14 protein-coding genes are annotated in these 17389 nt (G+C 60.0%); all 14 read right to left on the bottom strand.

Features of this window, described 5'->3' with window-relative positions; genetic code table 11:
• Positions 1-147: 147 nt before the first annotated feature.
• On the bottom strand, positions 148-585 hold the full coding sequence (dtd, locus tag AB3226_RS16620) for a D-aminoacyl-tRNA deacylase (protein ID WP_367373838.1): 438 nt from the start codon (positions 583-585) through the stop codon (positions 148-150).
• Positions 582-1553, bottom strand: coding sequence for a prolyl aminopeptidase (pip, locus tag AB3226_RS16615; protein ID WP_048396065.1), 972 nt, complete (start codon positions 1551-1553; stop codon positions 582-584). Before pip ends, dtd begins: the two co-directional genes overlap by 4 nt.
• Positions 1554-1668: 115 nt before the next feature.
• On the bottom strand, positions 1669-2589 hold the full coding sequence (locus AB3226_RS16610) for an alpha/beta hydrolase (RefSeq protein ID WP_367373837.1): 921 nt from the start codon (positions 2587-2589) through the stop codon (positions 1669-1671).
• A 186-nt stretch (positions 2590-2775) separates the two neighbouring features.
• Positions 2776-3723 (bottom strand): choline ABC transporter substrate-binding protein, encoded by a 948-nt coding sequence (locus AB3226_RS16605; RefSeq protein ID WP_367373836.1) that lies wholly within the window; start codon positions 3721-3723, stop codon positions 2776-2778.
• Positions 3724-3896: 173 nt separating this feature from the next.
• On the bottom strand, positions 3897-4697 hold the full coding sequence (gene hutG / locus AB3226_RS16600) for an N-formylglutamate deformylase (RefSeq protein WP_367373835.1): 801 nt from the start codon (positions 4695-4697) through the stop codon (positions 3897-3899).
• 10 nt (positions 4698-4707) lie between these two features.
• Complete coding sequence (gene hutI, locus AB3226_RS16595; RefSeq protein WP_367373834.1) at positions 4708-5913, bottom strand: imidazolonepropionase; 1206 nt, start codon at positions 5911-5913, stop codon at positions 4708-4710.
• Between the two features lie 17 nt (positions 5914-5930).
• Positions 5931-7340, bottom strand: a complete 1410-nt coding sequence (locus AB3226_RS16590; protein WP_367373833.1) for an amino acid permease — start codon at positions 7338-7340, stop codon at positions 5931-5933.
• 109 nt (positions 7341-7449) lie between these two features.
• Complete coding sequence (gene hutH, locus AB3226_RS16585; protein ID WP_367373832.1) at positions 7450-8982, bottom strand: histidine ammonia-lyase; 1533 nt, start codon at positions 8980-8982, stop codon at positions 7450-7452.
• 114 nt (positions 8983-9096) lie between these two features.
• Positions 9097-10620 carry a histidine ammonia-lyase gene (gene hutH, locus AB3226_RS16580; RefSeq protein ID WP_367373831.1) on the bottom strand — a complete coding sequence of 508 codons (1524 nt, stop codon included), beginning with the start codon at positions 10618-10620 and terminating at the stop codon, positions 9097-9099.
• A gap of 169 nt (positions 10621-10789) precedes the next feature.
• Positions 10790-11641 (bottom strand): glycine betaine/L-proline ABC transporter ATP-binding protein, encoded by an 852-nt coding sequence (locus AB3226_RS16575; protein ID WP_258619181.1) that lies wholly within the window; start codon positions 11639-11641, stop codon positions 10790-10792.
• Positions 11638-12489, bottom strand: coding sequence for a proline/glycine betaine ABC transporter permease (locus AB3226_RS16570; RefSeq protein WP_030129253.1), 852 nt, complete (start codon positions 12487-12489; stop codon positions 11638-11640). Before AB3226_RS16570 ends, AB3226_RS16575 begins: the two co-directional genes overlap by 4 nt.
• Before the next feature lie 71 nt (positions 12490-12560).
• Positions 12561-13529: an ABC transporter substrate-binding protein gene (locus AB3226_RS16565; RefSeq protein ID WP_367373830.1), complete on the bottom strand. Its 969-nt coding sequence runs from the start codon at positions 13527-13529 to the stop codon at positions 12561-12563.
• A 68-nt stretch (positions 13530-13597) separates the two neighbouring features.
• Positions 13598-15070, bottom strand: a complete 1473-nt coding sequence (locus tag AB3226_RS16560) for a cytosine permease (protein WP_367373829.1) — start codon at positions 15068-15070, stop codon at positions 13598-13600.
• Positions 15071-15222: 152 nt separating this feature from the next.
• The gene (gene hutU / locus AB3226_RS16555) at positions 15223-16926 is read right to left on the bottom strand and encodes a urocanate hydratase (protein ID WP_367373828.1); all 1704 of its coding nucleotides are present in this window, start codon (positions 16924-16926) and stop codon (positions 15223-15225) included.
• Between the last annotated feature and the right edge of the window lie 463 nt (positions 16927-17389).

Genomic DNA, 17389 nt, shown 5'->3' with positions numbered 1-17389 from the left:
AGTCAAAACGGACCAACGAACGCCGATCCCCGTAGCGCGCGATTATCTAGTAGGCCGCGTTACAACGCATCAGGGGGAACCAAGTATTTATCGGGAAAAGCCTCTGTTTTCAGCCGAAATGCACTTAAAAAGATGTTTCAAGCGCTTTTACGTCTGTAACAGGAAGGTTACCGGGCCATCATTGACCAGATGCACCTGCATATCCGCGCCGAATCTACCTGATGCCACAGTGCCATGCACCTGTTTCGCTTTACCCAATAGATAGTCGAACAACTCCTCGCCCAAAGCAGGAGGCGCCGCCGTCGAAAAACTGGGGCGCAACCCGTTTTTGGTGTCGGCGGCCAGGGTGAACTGCGAGACCAGCAGCAACCCACCGCCTACGTCCGCCAAGGACAGATTCATCTTGCCCTCGGCGTCACTGAATACTCGATAGTTAAGCAGTTTATGCAGAAGTTTGTCGGCACTGGCCGGGGTATCGTCGGGCTCGACCGCCACCAGCACCAGCAACCCCTGATCTATCGCCCCAACCATCTCCCCCGCAACCTCGACTCGCGCGCCACGCACGCGCTGCAGCAGACCCTTCATGCTTCGTCAGGCGACAGGTTGAGCATACGGCGGGCCATCAGATCAGCGGCGCGTACCAAGGCATCGGTAATACCCGATTCGGACGCCGCATGGCCGGCGTCGCGAATCACCTGCAATTCACTGTTCGGCCAGGCCTGATGCAATTCCCAGGCATTGTCCAACGGACAGATCACGTCGTAACGACCATGGACGATAACGCCGGGCAGGTGCGCGATCTTGGCCATGTCACGAATCAGTTGGTTCGGCTCGAGGAAAGCATTGTTGGTGAAGTAATGGCACTCGATACGGGCGATGGACAATGCACGCTGAGGCTCGGAGAAACGGTCGACCACCAGCGGATTCGGCCGCAGGGTGGCGGTGCGGCCTTCCCACATGGACCAGGCCTTGGCCGCGTGCATCTGAGCGATCTGATCGTTGCCCACCAGGCGTTTATGGAACGCCGAGAGCAAGTCGTGACGTTCATCCTGCGGGATCGGCGCGATGTAGTCCTGCCAGTAATCAGGAAACAGACGGCTGGCGCCACACTGGTAGAACCATTCGATTTCCTGGGGACGGCAGAGAAAGATCCCGCGCAGAATCAAGCCATGCACGCGCTCCGGATGGGTTTGCGCGTAGGCCAGGGCCAGGGTCGAACCCCAGGAGCCGCCGAACAGCACCCATTTGTCGATGCCCAAGTGCTTGCGAATCCGCTCGAGGTCGGCGACCAGATCCCAGGTGGTGTTGTTTTCCAGGCTGGCGTGGGGCGTGGAACGACCGCAACCACGCTGATCGAAGGTGACAATGCGATACAGGTTCGGATCGAAATACCGGCGGCTCTGGGCATCACATCCGGCGCCAGGGCCGCCATGAATAAACACCACCGGCAAACCTTCCGGCGAACCGCTTTCGTCGACATACAGCGTGTGGGTTTTATCGACAGCCAGATCGTGCCGGGCGTGGGGTTTGATCTGCGGGTACAAAGTCTGCATTGCGCGCTCCGTAAGGGGTCGAGGTCATCCCTGGGGGGACTTCTATTATTCTGCCGTCCGGCATCATAAACCCGAATTACTTCAATGAGCATGCCCCTTGCAGCGTCAGCGTTTGTCAGCCCGTCTTCTCAGCCAAATAGCCGAGCAGGGTTTCATAGAGTCGGTCGACCTCGGCAACCTGCCTCCGTGCCCGCAAACAGCCGTGCACCAGCCCCTCCCCGTAATAAAGCGTTGCGCTCACGCCTGCGGCGTTGAGTCGCCCGGCGTAAAGCACGCCGTCATCGCGCAGCGGGTCGAACTGTGCCACGGCGATCAATGCCGGTGGCAGACCGCTGAGATCGTCGGCGAGCAAGGGCATCGCATAGGCACCCGGTTGTCGGGTACCGCCTAAATACAACGCGTGATAACAATCCAGATCGCTGCTGCTGAGCAATGGCGCATCGGCGCATTCGCTGCGCGACGGCAATCGGTGGTCGCCACCCAGTCCCGGATAGATCAGAACTTGCGCACATGGCATTGGCTCGCCGGCATCGCGCAACGCGAGGCACAACGCAGCGGCGAGGTTGCCGCCAGCGCTGTCGCCTGCCACCAGTGTCCGCGCAGGGTCGAGCTGAAACGGTCCCGTCCGTAACGCGCGCCATACACTCAGGCAGTCATCGAACGCCGCCGGAAACGGATGCTCCGGCGCCAATCGATAATCGACGGCGATCACCAGCACCCCGAGCACCGACGCCAGTTCGGCGCAGATGAAGGCGTGGGAATCCAGATCCCCCACCACCCAACCGCCGCCGTGCAGGTACACGATGCACGGCCAACCGTTGGTCGGCGGCGTGACCGGCGGTTGCCAGGAACGCACCGCCACGCCTGCCAGTTGGAAGTCGACCACCTCAAGCTCCGCAGGACGTGGCGGGGTAAACGCCCGGCACATTTCGCTGTAGGCCTGACGCAAACCGGTAAGGCTGCTGTCGGTGCTGTTGAAGCTGAGGGTTTTCTCGACGAAAGCCGCCATGTGTTCGGAGAGTGGATAAGGAGCCATGAGCCTGCAGCCAGTCAAATAGAGGAAGTCAAAAAATTTGAACGACGCAAATCTTGTGGGAGCGTGGCTTGCCCGCGAAGAATGCACCGCGGTTTTTCAGGTATTACGCGTCATCGTTCTTCGCGGGCAAGCCACGCTCCCACAGGTTCTGCGCCCCCCCTCGCCACAGCGATCCCGCTCGACCAGTCAGTTTTTCAAACTGGCCTGAACGGTTGCCACACCCTCCTTGCCATCGAAACTACTGACACCCGCCAGCCAGCGCCGAAGATCTTCGGGATGATCACGCAACCATTGCCTGGCGACCTCCTGCGGCGTCTTGCGCTCCATGATCGGCACCATCAACTGGCTTTCCTGGGCGGCGGTAAAGGTCAGGTTTTCCAGCAGCCGGTTCACGTTCGGGCAACGCTCGGCATAATCCGGCGCGGTCACGGTGGAAACGGTCGCCGCGCCTTCGTTCGGCCCATAGACGTCTTCGCTGCCGGTCAGGTAGGCGATGTTCATGTTGATGTTCATCGGATGCGGGGTCCAGCCGACGAACACCACGAACTCCTTGCGATTGACTGCCCGTTGCACGGCGGCGAGCATCCCGGCCTCACCGGACTCGATCAGTTTGAAATCCTTCAAGCCAAAGTGATTGGCCTCGATCATGGTTTTGATCGTGGTGTTGGCCCCGCTACCCGGCTCGATACCGTAGATCTTGCCGCCGAGCTGATCCTTGAACCTGGCGATGTCGGCGAAGGTTTTCAGGCCCGCCGCCGCAACATAGTCAGGCACGGCAAGGGTCGCCTGGGCATCCGAGAGGCTCGGTTTGTCCATGACCTTCACCTGATTGACGGCCACAAACGGCGCGATGTTTTTGTCCATCGCCGGTTTCCAGTAACCGAGGAAGATATCGAGGCGTTTGTCGCGGATGCCGGCGAAGATGATTTGCTGCACGGCGCTGGTTTGTTTGCTTTCGTAGCCGAGGCCATTGAACAATACGTCAGCCATGCCACTGGTGGCGATCACATCAGTCCAGTTGACCACGCCCATGCGCACGGTCTTGCAGGAAGCGGGATCGTTGGCGAAAACGCTGGTGCTCAGAAGAGCAGTGCCGCAGAGGATTGAGAGACAGCGGGTGAACAGTCTTTTCATCGGGAAGGCTCGCTCGGCAGCAGATTATTATGGGCCCGGTGTCTTCATGCACCGTGCCCATAACATTACGCAGCGTCGAGAGGGTAAAAGCGCCCTGTGGCGACCGTGTTTTGCACGGTGGCGACTGTCGATCGCTCCCACGCTCTGCGTGGGAATGATCAGTCAGCGATCAGTCAGCCGTAGTGCTTTTCGCCCCACGCCAACAACCCTTGCAGCAATTCCCTCAGCACCACTTGCGTCGGTGCCGCCAGGTCCGGGCGATAACGGAATGGCTCGAACTCTTCCATGTAGGTGCACTGACCCAACTCCAGTTGCACGGCATGAATGTTCTCGGACGGGTTGCCGTAATGCCGGGTGATGTGCCCGCCCTTGAAGCGACCGTTCAGCACATGGCTGTAATCCCCATGCCGTGCGCAGATGGCTTCCAGTTGGCTGGCCAATTGTGGATCGCAACTGGCGCCGTTGAAGGTGCCGAGGTTGAAGTCCGGCAGCTTGCCGTCGAACAGGTGCGGGATGATCGAGCGGATCGAGTGCGCATCGAATAGCAGCGCGTAGCCGAATTCGGCTTTCAGCCGCGCCAGTTCTTCCTGCAAGGTGCGGTGATACGGCGTCCAGATCTGCTCCAGATAAGTCGCCCGCTCTGCAGCCGATGGCTCCAGCCCTTCGCGGAACAACGGTATACCGTCGAACAGCGTCGCCGGGTACAGACCGGTCGTGGCGCCGACATACAAAGGCTTGTCGTCGGACGGTCGGTTCAGGTCGATGACAAACCGCGAGTACTCGGCCGCCAGGGTGCTGGCGCCCAGCTCGGTGGCGAACTCGTAAAGCCTTGGGATGTGCCAGTCGGTGTCCGGCAGGCTTTTCGCGTCGGGAATCAATCCCGCTTCGACCACTGGGGTCAGGCGCAGGCCGGCGTGGGGCATGCTGATCAGCAGCGGCACGCGGCCTTGTTTGAAGTTCAGAACCTTATCCACAACTGCTCTCCTAAACGCTTGTTTCGACGCCGTGACGCACGACGCGTTTTTCCAGTTCGCCGCCCAGCCAGTACGACAGGTCGGCCGGTCGATCAATCTGCCAGGCGACGAAGTCTGCGACTTTGCCGGCTTCCAGCGAACCGTGAGTCTCAGCCATGCCCAGAGCGGTGGCCGCATGAATCGTGGCGCCAGCCAGAGCCTCTTCCGGGGTCATGCGGAAACAGGTGCAGGCCATGTTCAGCATCAAGCGCAACGACAGCGCCGGCGAAGTGCCCGGGTTAAGGTCGCTGGCGATGGCGATTTTTACGCCGTGTTTGCGCAGGGCTTCCATCGGCGGCAATTGGGTTTCCCGCAGGAAGTAGAACGCGCCGGGCAGCAATACCGCGACGGTGCCGGACTTGGCCATGGCGATGGCGTCGTCTTCGGTCATGAATTCCAGGTGATCGGCGGACAACGCGTGGTAACGCGCCGCCAGGCTCGACCCGTGCAGCGACGACAATTGCTCGGCATGCAGCTTCACCGGCAAGCCGAGGTTCTGCGCAGCGACGAAAACCCGTTCGACCTGTTCCGGCGAAAATGCCAGGTACTCGCAGAAAGCGTCCACCGCATCCACCAGCCCTTCGGCGGCCAGGGCCGGGAGCATTTCGCTGCAGATGTGATCGATGTAGTCGTCGGCGCGATCAACGTATTCCGGCGGCAGAGCGTGGGCGGCCAGGCAGGTGCTGCGCACGCTGACCGGCAATTCGGCGCCGAGACGGCGGATCACCCGCAGGATTTTGCGTTCGCTGGCCAGGTCCAGGCCGTAGCCGGACTTCATCTCGACCGTGGTCACGCCGTCGCGCATCAGGCTCTTCAGGCGCTTGGCGGCGCTGAAGAACAGCTCGTCTTCGGAGGCTAAGCGAGTGGCGCGCACGGTGCTGGCAATGCCACCGCCGGCCGCGGCAATTTCCGCATAACTGACGCCTTGCAGACGTTGCTCGAATTCACCACTGCGGTTACCGCCGAACACCGTGTGGGTATGGCAGTCGATCAGGCCCGGAGTCACCCAGGCCCCTTTAAGATCATTGACTGCCGGGTACTCGCCTGACGGCAGTTCGCCGCGCGGACCAATCCACTCAATGTGCGCACCTGACGTCACGATGGCCGCATCCTCGATGATCGAGTAGATGCCTCGCGCCATCGTTGCGACGTGGCAGTGTTGCCAGAGAGTTTTCATCCGTGGCCTCCGTTAGGTTATCGATGAGAAAAAAAGGGTTCCTGCTCCACCGGCATCATCTTTCCTGCCGCCGGTTTGACCCACGTCAGGTAGGCCAGCACCAACAACACAATCCAGACCACGCCGACGATCAACGCCGCCTGGGTATCCGGGAAATAGCCCAGCACGCCGAAAATGAACAGCATGAAAGCAATCGCCGCCATCGGCGCATAAGGCCAGAACGGCACAGGGAACTTCAGTTGTGCGACCTGCTCGGCGCTCATGGAACGACGCATCGCTACCTGAGTGAACAGAATCATCAACCAGACCCACACCGTGGCGAAGGTTGCGATGGAGGCGATCAACAGAAACACGTTTTCCGGAATCAGGTAGTTCAGCAACACGCCCAGCAGCAGCGCACTGCTCATCACCACCACCGTCAGCCATGGCACGCCATTGCGCGACAAACGGGCAAAGCCTTTGGGGGCGTGCCCTTGCTGAGCCAGGCCATACATCATGCGGCCCGCGCCGAAGATGTCACTGTTGATGGCCGACACCGCCGCCGAGATCACCACGATGTTGAGGATGGTCGCCGCCGAACTGATTCCCAGGTTGTCGAAAATCTGCACGAACGGGCTGCCTTGGCTGCCAATCTGCTGCCAAGGAAAGATCGACATCAGCACCAGCATCGTCAGCACGTAGAACAGCAAAATACGCAGCGGTACGGCATTGATCGCTTTGGGCAGCACACGCTGCGGATCTTTGGCTTCACCGGCCGTTACGCCGATGATTTCAATGCCGCCAAACGCAAACATCACCACGGCAAACGAAGCGATCAGGCCACCCACGCCGTTGGGCATGAAGCCGCCATGGCTCCAGAGGTTGCTGATGTCGGTCACCTGGGCGCCGGGCGCGGTGCTGATACCGAACAGCATGATGCCGAAGCCACCCAGGATCATCGCAACGATGGCCGCGACCTTGAGCAGCGACAGCCAAAATTCCATTTCACCGAAGACTTTGACGTTGCACAGGTTCAAGCCGCCGACCACCGAAACGATGCCGAGTACCCAAATCCAGCGAGCGACTTCCGGAAACCAGAATCCCATGTAAATACCGAACGCGGTGACGTCGGCCATACCGACGATGACCATTTCGAACGCATAGGTCCAACCGAGGATGAAGCCTGCCATCGGCCCCAGGTAGGTGCTGGCGTACTGGCCGAAAGAGCCGGCCACCGGGTTGTGCACCGCCATCTCGCCGAGGGCGCGCATGACCATGAACACCGCCGCGCCACCGATCAGGTAAGCGAGCAATACCGCAGGCCCGGCCATCTGAATGGCCGAGGCAGAACCGTAAAACAGCCCGGTGCCGATCGCCGACCCCAGCGCCATGAAGCGAATATGTCGGGCAGAGAGCCCGCGTTTCAAACCTTTTGTTGGCTGTTGCATTTCTCGTCCTTAATTATTCTTATCCGACGCAAAATCGAATCGCGAGCAGGCTCGCTCCCACAGGGGTATGCATTCTAATGTGGGAGCGAGCCTGCTCGCGAAAAGGCCATCACAGGCTAGGCAACAACTTCGCCGTAACCAGCTCATTCAGGCAACGCGTGGCCAACAACTCGCTCGCCGCATTGATGTCTGGCGCAAAGAAACGGTCCTTCTCATAAAACGGTACTTCAGCCCGCAAAATCGCCCGAACCTTTTCCAGTTTGGCCGAGGTTTTCAGACCTTCACGCAGGTCGAGGCCCTGAGCCGCCGCCAGCCATTCAACCGCCAGAACCCCACGCGTGTTTTCCGCCATTTCCCATAGACGCTTGCCCGCCGCCGGAGCCATGGAAACATGGTCTTCCTGGTTGGCCGACGTCGGCAGACTGTCCACCGAATGCGGATGAGACAGCGCCTTGTTCTCGCTGGCCAATGCCGCCGCAGTCACCTGGGCGATCATGAAGCCGGAGTTCACGCCGCCATTGGCCACCAGGAACGGCGGCAACTGCGACATGTGCTTGTCCATCATCAACGAGATGCGGCGTTCGCTCAGGGAACCGATTTCGGCGATGGCCAGGGCCATGTTGTCGGCGGCCATGGCCACCGGCTCGGCGTGGAAGTTACCACCGGAGATCACGTCGCCTTCAGCGGCGAACACCAGCGGGTTGTCCGATACAGCGTTGGCTTCAATGGCGAGTACTTCGGCGGCCTGACGGAACTGGGTCAGGCAGGCGCCCATGACTTGCGGCTGGCAGCGCAGGGAGTACGGGTCCTGGACCTTTTCGCAGTTCTGGTGCGAGTCGGATACTTCACTGCGCTCGCCCAGCAGATCGCGGTAAGCGGCAGCGGCGTCGATCTGGCCTTTCTGGCCGCGAGCGGCGTGGATACGCGCGTCGAATGGCGAGCGCGAGCCCAATACCGCTTCAACCGTCATACCACCAATGGCCAGTGCGCCAGCAAACAGGTCCTCACCTTCGAACAAACCGCGCAATGCATAAGCGGTAGACACCTGAGTGCCGTTGAGCAGCGCCAGGCCTTCTTTCGCAGCGAGGGTCAGCGGGGTCAGGCCAGCGACTTTCAGTGCTTCAGTGGCTTCCATCCACTCGCCCTTGTAGCGAGCCTTGCCTTCGCCCAACAGCACGAGAGACATGTGGGCCAACGGCGCCAGGTCGCCGGAAGCACCGACCGAGCCTTTCAACGGAATGTGCGGGTAAACCTCGGCGTTGATCAGCGCGATCAGCGCGTCGATCACCACACGACGAATCCCGGAGAAACCACGGCTCAGGCTGTTGACCTTGAGCACCATGACCAGGCGCACCAGCGCGTCACTGATCGGCTCGCCAACACCGGCCGCGTGAGACAGGACCAGCGAGCGCTGCAGGTTTTCCAGGTCTTCGCTGGCGATGCGGGTCGAGGCCAGCAGGCCGAAACCGGTGTTGATTCCATACGCAGTGCGGTTCTCGGCGAGGATTTGTTCCACGCAGGCGACGCTGGCTTCGATTTGCGCCGAAGCGCTGTTGTCGAGGGTGATTTTGACCGGGTGCTGATAAACATCACGCAGTTGGGCAAGGCTCAGTTGGCCGGGAATCAAATTAAGCGCAGTCACATCATTCTCCTTTTGAGAGCTTCTTATTAACTCACCAGACGCTCCGGAGATGTCCGTTGTCCGTCGCGTCCCGCTTTTGGGGAGACGCGCCTTGGCACGCTGGTGTTGTTGGAATCAATTGAGGTTGGGTAAAGCCTTGTGCAACAACATGGGGTCTTTCAAAACACTGGCAGCGGCGGCAATGTCCGGTGCCAACCAACGGTCCTGGTCGTAGGCCGGGACTCGCTCACGCAGCAGACGCCACGCGGTATCGGTGCCAGCGCCAAAGCGTTGCTCTTTGAGGAATTCAAACGCCTGGGATGCCAGCAAATATTCGATGGCGAGGATCTGCGTGGAGTTTTCCAACGCGCGATGCAGCTTCAGCGCGGCGTTGGTGCCCATGCTCAGGTGATCTTCCTGCAAGCCCGAAGTGACATAGTTATCGAGCACCGCCGGTTGCGCCAACTGGCGGTTTTCCGCACACAGGGAAGCGGCAACGTACTGGACGATCATCATCCCGGAATTCACCCCGGGATTGGCCACCAAAAACGCCGGCAGACCGCTGACGTGCGGGTTGATCAAGCGGTCCAGGCGACGCTCGGCGATGGAGCCGATTTCGGCCATGGCAATCGCCAGCAAATCCGCCGCCAATGCGACGGATTGACCGTGCGGATTGGCCTGGGACACCACCCGGAAGTTGTCCGGCGTGCCCAGCAGCATCGGGTTGTCGGTGACAGAGTTGAGTTCGGTTTCGATCTGCTTTTTCGCGTGTTCAAGTTGATCGCGAGCGGCGCCGTGGACTTGCGGGATCGAACGGATGCTCAACGCATCTTGAGTCCGAATGCCCTTGCTGCTGGCAATCACTTCACTGCCATCGAGCAACGCCCGCAGGTTGATGCCGACTTGCTGCATGCCCGGATGGGGTTTGAGCGCGATGATCTCGGCGTCGAATGCGGCAATCTGGCCGCGCTGGGCTTCGAAGCTCATGGCGCCGATCACATCGGCCCACTGCACCAGACGCGTCGCATCGGCAATTGCCAGACAGCTGAGACCGGTCATGCATGGCGTGCCATTGACCAGGCACAAGCCATCTTTGGCGCCGAGCTGAACCGGTTGCAGACCTTCCTCGCTCAACGCCTGCTGCGCGGAAACGATCTGCCCGCGATAGCTGACATTGCCGACACCCAGCAGCGTGATTCCGATGTGGGCCATGTGGGTCAGGTAGCCCACCGAACCCTGGGACGGCACTTGCGGGGTGATGCCGCGATTGAGCAGTGCCAACAGCGCTTCGACCACCCGGCGATGAATGCCGGATTTGCCATGGCTGTAGTTGCGAATAGCGGCGCAGATGATTGCGCGGGTCTGTTCGTCGGCCAACGGTGCGCCGACGCCACAGGCGTGACTGAGCAAGGTGTTGCGCGACAGTTGGCTGAGTTGTTCGCCTTTGAGCGAGACGTTGCACAACGCACCCAGGCCGGTATTGACGCCGTAGGCACGCTCGCCGCTGGCGACGATGCGCTGGACGATCGCCTGGGCATTTTCGATCCGCGCCCAGATCTGGGGCGACAGCTCGAGCTGCGCGCCATGACGGGCTACGGCAACCACATCCTGCCAACGCAACGGGACGTCGGCGATAACGATTTTTTCAGCCTGGGACATCTTCAACCTCGTGCGTACAACCTGAATATTGATGCAGCTTTACTGGCCTCATCGCGGGCAAGCCCGCTCCCACAGTGTTCTGTTGTGTAAACAAAATTTGTGCAACACAACCTTTCCCTGTGGGAGCGGGCTTGCCCGCGATGAGGCCCGCCCGATCACCGCAAATTTCTCAAACTACCGCCGCCCGACGTTGAACAAACCGGTCCACATACTCATCCGCCGGCGAATGCAGGATCTCTCGTGGCGTGCCGACCTGAATCAGGCGGCCATCCTTGAGGATCGCGATGCGGTTGCCGATACGCACGGCCTCGTCGAGGTCGTGGGTGATGAAGACGATGGTCTTGTGCAGGGTCTTTTGCAGTTCCAGCAACTGGTCCTGCATTTCGGCGCGGATCAGCGGGTCGAGGGCGCTGAAAGCTTCGTCCATCAAGATGATGTCGGTGTCCGCTGCTAAAGCGCGAGCCAGGCCCACACGCTGGCGCATACCGCCGGAAAGCTGATGCGGGTATTTGTTTTCGTAGCCCTTGAGGCCCACGGTGTTGATCCAGTGCAACGCGCGCTCGGCGCACATTTGCTTGCTCTCGCCACGTACTTTCAGGCCGTAGGCGACGTTATCCAGCACGGTCTTGTGCGGCAGCAGGCCGAAGCTCTGGAATACCATGCTGATCTTGTGCCGGCGAAATTCGCGCAGGGCTTCCATGTCGTATTGCAGGATGTCCACGCCGTCCACCAGGATCGCGCCGCTGGTGGGGTCGATCAGGCGATTGAAGTGGCGCACCAGGGTCGATTTGCCGGAACCCGACAGGCCCATGATCACGAAGATCTCGCCAGTGCCGATGCTCAGCGACAGGTCGTTCACGCCGACCACGCAGCCGGTTTCGGCCAACACCTGGTCTTTGGTCTTGCCCTGGCCAATCATGCCCAGCGCATCCTTGGAACGGCTGCCGAAAATCTTGAAGACGTTTTTGACTTCGATCTTGCTAATGGCTTCATTGCTTTTGCTAATGGCTTCGTTGCTCATTTGCTCACCTCATGCCGTGGCCGACCATACGCCTGAGTAATGCGGTCGATGACCACTGCCAGAATCACGATCGCCAGACCGGCCTCAAGACCACGTCCGACGTTGAGGGTCTGAATCCCCACCAACACATCTTCACCCAAGCCACGGGCACCGATCATCGAGGCGATGACCACCATCGACAGGGCCATCATGGTGGTCTGGTTGATCCCGGCCATGATGCTCGGCAGGGCCAGCGGCAGTTGCACGCCAAACAGTTGTTGCCAGCGGTTGGCGCCGAAGGCGTTGATCGCTTCCATCACTTCACCGTCGACCTGGCGAATACCCAGATCGGTCAGGCGGATCAGCGGCGGCGCGGCGTAGATCACCGTGGCGAAAATCGCCGGGACCTTGCCCAGGCCGAACAGCATCAGCACCGGTATCAGGTACACGAAGCTCGGCATGGTCTGCATGATGTCCAGCAGCGGCATCAGCACTGAACGCAGGCGATTGCTGCGCGCCGAGAGAATACCCAACGGAATGCCGATCAGCACCGAGATGACCGTCGCCACCATCATCAGCGCCAGGGTCTGCATCAGCTTGTCCCAGAGGCCGACCGCACCCACCAGGAACAGCAGACCGACGATGACCGACGTGGTCACGACTTTGCGGGTCGCGTGCCAGGCAACGCCCGCCACGATTGCCAGCATCAGCCACCAGGGCGCCGCACGCAGCAGCCCTTCGAGATTGACGATGGCCCACAACAGGGTGTCGGAGATGCTGCGGAACACATCGCCGTAGTTGGTGACCAGCGAATCGACCCAACTGTTGACCCAGTCGGCGATGGAAAAGGTAAAGCTTTCGGGAAACATAAAAAGACTCTCAATCAAGGGGTTGCGATCAAGCATCCGACTGCCGCTGCCGACAGTCGGAGACACTCGACCTACAAGGCCGCGTCGATCTTTTTGGCTGCGTCTTCGCTCACCCATGCGTGCCAGACTTCAGGATGTTCCTTCAAGAAGATCTTGGCCAGTTTTGGCGATTCGATCCGCTCTTTGGCCATGCGCCCAAGGTTCTGATTCAGCAGGTCGATCGGCAGGTTGACCTTTTCCAGCACGGCCACCAGTTCTGGGGCTTGTTCGTGGAAGGTCTTGGACAGGCCGACCTTGATGGTCACGCTCTTGTCCACGCCTGGTTTTTCTTCGAGTTTGACCAGGTCGACCTGGCCCATCAGCGGGGTTGGCGACCAGTAGTAGAACAGGATCGGCTCGCCACGTTTGTAGCTCGACAGCACCGCGGCATCCAGCGCCGGGCCGGTGCCCGGACGGAAGTTGGTGTAGGTGCTTTCCAGGCCGTAGCTTTTCAGCATTTCGCTGTTATCCAGCTCACAGGTCCAGCCCGCCGGGCAGTTGTAGAAACGGCCCTTGGATGGCTCTTCCTGATCCTTGAACACGGCAGCGTATTTACCCAGATCGGCAATCGCTTTCAGGTCCGGAGCTTTAGGCTCCAGCTTGCGCTTGGCGTCGCCTTCGATCACGTAACGCGGCACGTACCAACCTTCGACAGCACCAACGACCGGAGCGCCGACACCGATAACCTTGCCGGCCTTCTCGGCCTTGTTCCAGACTTCGCTGCGGCCGACCCACTCTTCGGCGAACACTTGAATGTCATTGCTGCTCAGGGCGTTTTCCATGGTGATGGAGTTGCCTGGCAGGCTGTCGGTCTTGCAGTCGTAGCCTTTCTCCAACACGATTTGCATCACGTCGGTCAGCAGCATGCCGCTTTCCCAGTTCAGGCCGGCGAATTTCACTGGCTTGCCCGATTCGCACCAGCCTGCTGCCTGAGTGGCGCCAGCACTGGCCAGCAGGCCCATGGACAGTAATGTGGTCAGCAGGGTCTTGTTCGATTTCATTGTGTGACGCTCCTAATCATGAGTTGGCTTACGGCAGTCAAGAGGCATCCAGCCCTGTCCACGTCCAATCAGGCCTGCGCCGCAGCGCGACCGGCCCCGCTTGTTATAGGTGCTGCATCGCTGTCCTGCTCGACTGGCAGAATCAGGTGATCGGGTACTGCGCTGTGCCATTTTTTCGCGCACACGTAATACAGGCCTGCGGGAAGCACCAGACCGATGATCCAGGAAATATCCACACCACCCAGAGCGTCCACCAGCGGACCGGTATAGAACTTGGTAGAGATGAACGGCAGTTGCACCAGCACACCGAAGACATAGACGCTGATACCGAGAGGGTTCCAACGGCCGTAGCGACCGTTCGGATCGGCCAGCGCCGGCACGTCATAGCGCTCGCGAGTGATGCAGTAGTAGTCCACCAGGTTGATCGCGCTCCATGGCGTGAAAAAAGCCAGCAAAAACAGGATGAAGGACTTGAACGCACCGAGGAACGAGTGCTGGCCGAGCAACGCGATCAGGGTCGCAGTGCCGACGATGACCAGCACGAAGACCAGACGCTGCAAGCGCGTAACTTTCAGGTCACCACGGAAACCGCTGATGACGGTCGCAATGCACATGAAGCTGCCGTAGGAGTTCAGCGTGGAGATGGTGACCTTGCCGAACGCGATGCTGAAGTACAGCAGCGCAGCGGTGGCACCGGTACCGCCCAGACCCACGATGTAGGCCACTTCGTGGCCGGCGAACTGCCCGTTGGCCGAGGCGGCGGCAAGCACGCCGAGGATCATCGCCACCTGTGCGCCAATGACCGAACCTGCACCAGCGGCGAAGAAGGTTTTCACCGAGGAAGTCTTGCTCGGCAGGTAGCGTGAATAGTCAGCCACATAGGGGCCGAAGGCGATCTGCCAGGACGCCGCTAGCGACACCGCGAGCAGGAAGCTGCTCCAGCTGAAGTGGCGGATTTGCAGGAGTGCGCCAACGTCAGTCTGGCTCATCAGGCGACTGAACAGGTAAACGAAGGCAATCACGCCAATGACGCTGGCGACACGGCCGATGAAATGAATTACCCGATAACCGAGCACCGTGACCAGCACGATGACACTGGCGAAGATGAAGATACCGACGCTGTCGCTGACGCCAAACAACTGGCCCAGCGCCTGGCCGGAAAGCACGGTGCCCGTTGCGGTGAAGCCCAAGTACATCAGGCACACCAACACGATCGGGATGGCCGCGCCATACACGCCGAACTGTACCCGGCTGGAGATCATCTGCGGCAGACCAAGCTTGGGGCCTTGCGCGGCATGCAGCGCCATCACGCCACCGCCGAGCAGTTGACCGATCAACAGACCGATCAACGACCAGAACACGTCACCGCCCAGCACCACGGCCAGGGCCCCGGTGACAATCGCGGTGATTTGCAGGTTGGCACCCATCCACAGGGTGAACTGGCTCAACAGACGACCGTGTCTTTCCGCTTCCGGGATGTAGTCGATCGAACGTTTCTCGATCAACGGTTTACTGCCTGCACGATCGTCATTAACAGCCATTGTTCAACCTCTGTGGATTGTTTTAATTGTTCTGTCCGGTTTACTCGAATCCTGTGGGAGCGGGCTTGCCCGCGATGACGTCAGCACTTTCAACATCAATTCCAGCAGTGCCACCGCTATCGCTGGCAAGCCAGCTCCCACAGGTTTTTGTGTTATTTACCGGTAATCATCGGCAGGTTCAGGCCCTGCTCCTTGGCGCAATCGATCGCGATCTGGTAACCCGCATCGGCGTGACGCATGACACCGGTGGCCGGGTCGTTGTGCAGTACTCGAGCGATACGCTCGGCCGCTTCGTCAGTACCGTCGCAGACAATCACCATGCCCGAGTGCTGGGAGAAGCCCATGCCGACGCCGCCGCCGTGGTGCAGGGAAACCCAGGTCGCGCCGCTCGCGGTGTTGAGCAAAGCGTTGAGCAGTGGCCAGTCGGACACGGCGTCGGAACCGTCCTGCATCGATTCGGTTTCGCGGTTCGGGCTGGCAACAGAGCCGGAGTCCAAGTGGTCGCGACCGATCACGATTGGCGCGGACAATTCACCGCTGCGAACCATTTCGTTGAAGGCCAGACCGAGCTTGGCGCGCAGGCCCAGGCCAACCCAGCAGATACGTGCCGGCAGACCCTGGAAGCTGATGCGCTCGCGAGCCATGTCCAGCCAGTTGTGCAGGTGGGCGTCGTCCGGGATCAGTTCTTTTACTTTGGCGTCGGTCTTGTAGATGTCCTGCGGATCGCCCGACAGCGCAGCCCAACGGAACGGGCCGATGCCACGGCAGAACAGCGGACGGATGTAAGCCGGTACGAAGCCTGGGAAGTCGAACGCGTTCTCGACGCCTTCTTCCTGAGCCATCTGACGGATGTTGTTACCGTAGTCGAAGGTCGGAATACCCATTTTCTGGAAGTCGAGCATCGCTTTAACGTGCACGGCCATGGACTGCTTGGCGGCTTTGACCACGGCAGCAGGCTCGGTCTTGGCACGAGCGCGGTACTCTTCCCAGGTCCAGCCGGCCGGCAGGTAGCCGTTGAGCGGGTCGTGGGCGCTGGTCTGGTCGGTGACCATGTCCGGGCGCACCCCGCGCTTGACCAGCTCAGGCAGAATTTCAGCCGCGTTGCCCAGCAGGGCGATGGAAATCGCTTTGCCTTCCTTGGTGTATTTGGCGATGCGGGCCAGCGCGTCGTCGAGGTCGGTGGCTTGCTCATCGACATAGCGGCTGTTCAGGCGGAAATCGATGCTGACCTGCTGGCATTCGATGTTCAGCGAGCAAGCGCCAGCCAGGGTCGCGGCCAATGGTTGAGCGCCGCCCATGCCGCCGAGGCCTGCGGTCAGGACCCAACGACCTTTAAGGTCATCGTTGTAGTGTTGGCGACCGGCTTCGACGAAGGTTTCGTAGGTGCCCTGGACGATGCCCTGGCTACCGATGTAGATCCAGCTGCCGGCGGTCATCTGGCCGTACATGGCCAGGCCTTTGGCGTCGAGTTCGTTGAAGTGTTCCCAGCTCGCCCAGTGCGGTACCAGGTTGGAGTTGGCGATCAGCACACGTGGTGCATTGGTGTGGGTCTTGAACACGCCGACCGGCTTGCCGGATTGCACCAGCAGGGTCTCGTCGTCGTTCAGGTTGGTCAGGCTTTCGACGATCTTGTCGTAGCATTCCCAGTTACGTGCCGCACGACCGATACCACCGTAAACCACTAGTTCTTTAGGGTTCTCGGCGACTTCCGGGTCGAGGTTGTTCATCAGCATGCGCAGCGGCGCTTCAGTCAGCCAGCTCTTGGCGGTCAGCTTGTTGCCGCGGGCAGCGCGGATTTCGACGTTGCGGTGCTTTGTAAAAAGGGCAGCAGTAGGTTTCTGGGTATTGTCAGTCACGAAAAAGACTCCTCAGCGATCAATTCAAACCAGCCCTGGCAGTGGGCGAGCCAGCCTGTGCGCGTCAAAGCGCCACAAGCGAATCAGTGGACGCTGCGAGGAGTCTCGAATCGACTCATACGCATACGTCTTTACTTGTACATACAAGCATATGCAATCAAGCGGCCAACTTGCTGGATGAGTGTTCAAGAAAAGTTTTTAAAGGGCTGGAAAGCCTGTAGATCAAGGGTTCTAACGGAGATGAAATTTTTCGGGGGAATTTTGTGCGAGGACAACAGCTGTTACTTAAGCGTGGTTTTGCGCCACGCTGGGGCGTTCGGTAACAAAGTGGTGCGCAATGGGAAACGGTATGGGCTACTGCTTTTGTGGCGAGGGAGCTTGCTCCCGCTGGGCTGCGAAGCAGACCCAAACACCGGAGCAAGCGGTGTTTCAGAAGAAACCGGGATACTGAATTGACGACTGC

Origin of the sequence: Pseudomonas lini (assembly GCF_964063345.1) — a bacterium.
Classification (GTDB): Bacteria; Pseudomonadota; Gammaproteobacteria; order Pseudomonadales; family Pseudomonadaceae; genus Aquipseudomonas; species Aquipseudomonas lini_B.
Note: the sequence above shows the minus strand (reverse complement) of the source record. Positions and strands in the feature narration are given on the sequence as shown.